This is a genomic window from Rhodococcus sp. IEGM 1370 (assembly GCF_033142325.1).
Lineage (GTDB): Bacteria > Actinomycetota > Actinomycetes > Mycobacteriales > Mycobacteriaceae > Rhodococcoides.
Genome location: NZ_JAWLRY010000050.1, coordinates 1 through 2740 on the forward strand (window position 1 = coordinate 1; position 2740 = coordinate 2740).

General features: G+C 57.7%; 1 protein-coding gene. It reads right to left on the minus strand.

Annotated elements, in window-relative coordinates:
• Positions 1-736: 736 nt before the first annotated feature.
• Positions 737-1540: a ParA family protein gene (locus R4P47_RS24880; RefSeq protein ID WP_032407517.1), complete on the minus strand. Its 804-nt coding sequence runs from the start codon at positions 1538-1540 to the stop codon at positions 737-739.
• Between the last annotated feature and the right edge of the window lie 1200 nt (positions 1541-2740).

Here is a 2740-nt window from a genome sequence, read left to right on the forward strand (position 1 = left end):
CGTCATCAATGCTCGACCGCCACCTCCGACCGCGAAGTGGCTTGAACCAGGTCTCCATCAGATCCAGGACGGTTCAATGTCAGAAGACACGTGCACTCATCCTCAAAACGCCTGCAAAGAGTGCAGCCGTCTTTTGAAACTGACAGATTCGGCCGCGGGGTGTCTCGATAAACGATCGTCAAAAAGGACTCCGAGCCTCGGTGGGGGTGCCTGAAGTCTCGGTCCCGCCGTAGGTCTGCCATCGCGCACATGTACGTGACTGAATACTTATGGGTGACCAAAAGGGCTGTGCTAGCAACGCTAGCTAGCACAGCAAGCGGGCATCCTCATTCAACGGTCTAGATGCCCCGCTTGTCGAGGTACTCACAGAGCGCTGCGTCGGTCAAGGAAGCAATACTGATTGATCGGTCCCCTGTCTCGTACCGCAGCCTGTCGACGGCTCTGTTCAAACGAAGCTTGGTAGAACTCCGTATCCGCACATTGTGCTGCTCAGTAAATTTTTCCGCGCCTGGTCCTGCCGCCGGCCGCGCATTGTGCTGAGCCAACGGTTCGTTCGTTGCCGGAAGAGTGGGCTCGTTTGTCGGTCTGATACCGCCAGCACTGGTCGGAACGTCGACGCTCGGCGAACCGGTTGATTCTTGCTGTGCTTCGAGCCCAACGCGCCTGGGTGAAGCGGTCGGTCGCGAAGGGAGGTCTGCAGCCGGATGGCGGCGGATGGCGGGTTCGCGTTGTGCGTTCATGCGGCAGGCTCTCCTAGGAGGTCGATAGACAGTTCTTTCAACAGGGCGTCGTAGGCGACTTGCAGGTCTATCGCCCGGCCTCCCTTGTAAGAATGGATGGGAGTGTGGCTGCTATGAGCGTCTTGGCGCGCCGCCAGCTCCGGGATCCCCGCTCTTGCAACCAATTCGCCGTATGCAGCACGCAACTCGTCCTCGCGATACTGATGCTCCGAGGTCCTTCGTTTCTTAGACAAGACGATCTTCTCGAGCTCGAGACGAGGGTTCGCACGCCGCTTGACGTTGGTGATGGTTTCCTCAACCTTGGTAATCGCTCGCACGCTGTCGATGGTGGGTTCGGTGACCGCGATGACTGAGTCGCAGGCGCAGAGGACCGCGAAAAGTAACTTTCCAAGCGACGGCGGGCAGTCGATGAAAACTGCACTGTAAGGCGACAGATCGACACCCTCAAGCGCGATATCCAACCGAAAGATCAAGTCGTTTGCACCGTCAGCCTCAAGATTGGCGAGGCTCTGAGTCGCCGCGATCAGGTCGACCCGATCCCATTCGGTTGCTACTACCGCATCCGCTGCTGCACCCTCGCCAGTGACCGACATCAGGTCGAAGGTAGTTCGCATGTCGTCATCAACGTCGACTCCCAGACCGGTCGTCGCGTTGGCCTGAGGATCCATATCGATGACGAGGACGTGTTTGCCCTTGTCCGCCAATGCACTCGCCAATCCGAGTGTTGTCGCTGTCTTCCCAACCCCACCCTTCTGGTTACATATCGCGAACTTCCTGGGTTGCTTCGACGACGTCGACATTGGGATTCGCGTTCCTTTCTCTGTTTGAGGATCAAGGCCAACGAACTTTTCTCCGAGGAAAACTGCGTTGGCTCGCACCCTGGACCTATGCCCTGCAGGCCTTCTGGCTCGCTACGCTATAGCCAATTGCTTCGTGTGCTGCGTTAACACGCGGAGCGAACCTTGCGACGAGTGCTTGGCTCGCTTGCGTAGCTCGCTTCGCTCGTCTCGCACTGTTTGCACGCCGAGCTGCAGTACCTTGCGTATCTAGCCAAGCGGATCTAGTTACGCTAGATAAACGTGCTCGACGAGCAACTCTCACTTGCCTCGCAAGCACCGCTTGTGTAGCACTCGCAACTAGTGCACCACGCCTATCTAGCGTTGTTTTGCTAGCTACGCCAGCTACGTTAGCGCAAGTACCGGCGCTCCGCTCGCTCTGCATCCTTTGCTAGCTCCGCTAGCTATCATTGCACCCATACCTTTTCAATTACTGCTCAACAGAACGCGAACGGAGCGAACCCGGTTAACTGCCCGTCTGCGCGCAGGGCGAATCTCACGTGCAACCGCCCTCAGCAGGATAAATAGCAATGCTAGATGGCCTAGCACTCGCGTATGCCGAAGCCCAAGAGTGTCTGTACAGGGCTGGCGTTGCAGAGCCTTGCAACACCTTGCTCCACAGTGCGTCAGCCGAATCCGCCGGACCCACGGTTCGGCGGATTGAACTGAGAGGCGAGATAACTGCGACGGACTGCGCCAGGCAGCAACATCGCAAACCGAACATTCGCGAGCCTGTGATCACGTACGGATTGGGCGCTCTGTTCAACCCAGGCGAAATCATGCCCGGTGTCAGTACCGCTAGCGTTGCGAGCTCCGATAGCTATCATCACTAGCGTTGGCATTCATCACAACAGGTTGGACGGTCGTCTTACAAGATGATGACCTATGGGGTGTCGCGCGACTCGTCGGCTGCAACCGACTCAGCCTGCGGCGAGTTCAGCGTCGAGGATGAGGACTTGACGGTTGACTGCGTCCACAAGCGCCGCCGGCAACCATTCTCAAGGTGCGTAACGTGCGTCTTACCGACACCCAAGACACAGCGCCGCACCGCGAGGCTGTTCCCTGTCTAAGTCGTAGGAACGGTCGGAATGAATCACCCCGGCAAGTCCAGAGACTTTCTAGTTTGAGAACTCCGCGATGCGCTGAGTTCCGTGTTCACCGTAG

What these genes read in the sequence shown, in the direction of transcription:
- R4P47_RS24880 (WP_032407517.1), bottom strand. Translation starts at nt 1,540, where the DNA reads ATGTCGACGTCGTCGAAGCAACCCAGGAAGTTCGCGATATGTAACCAG.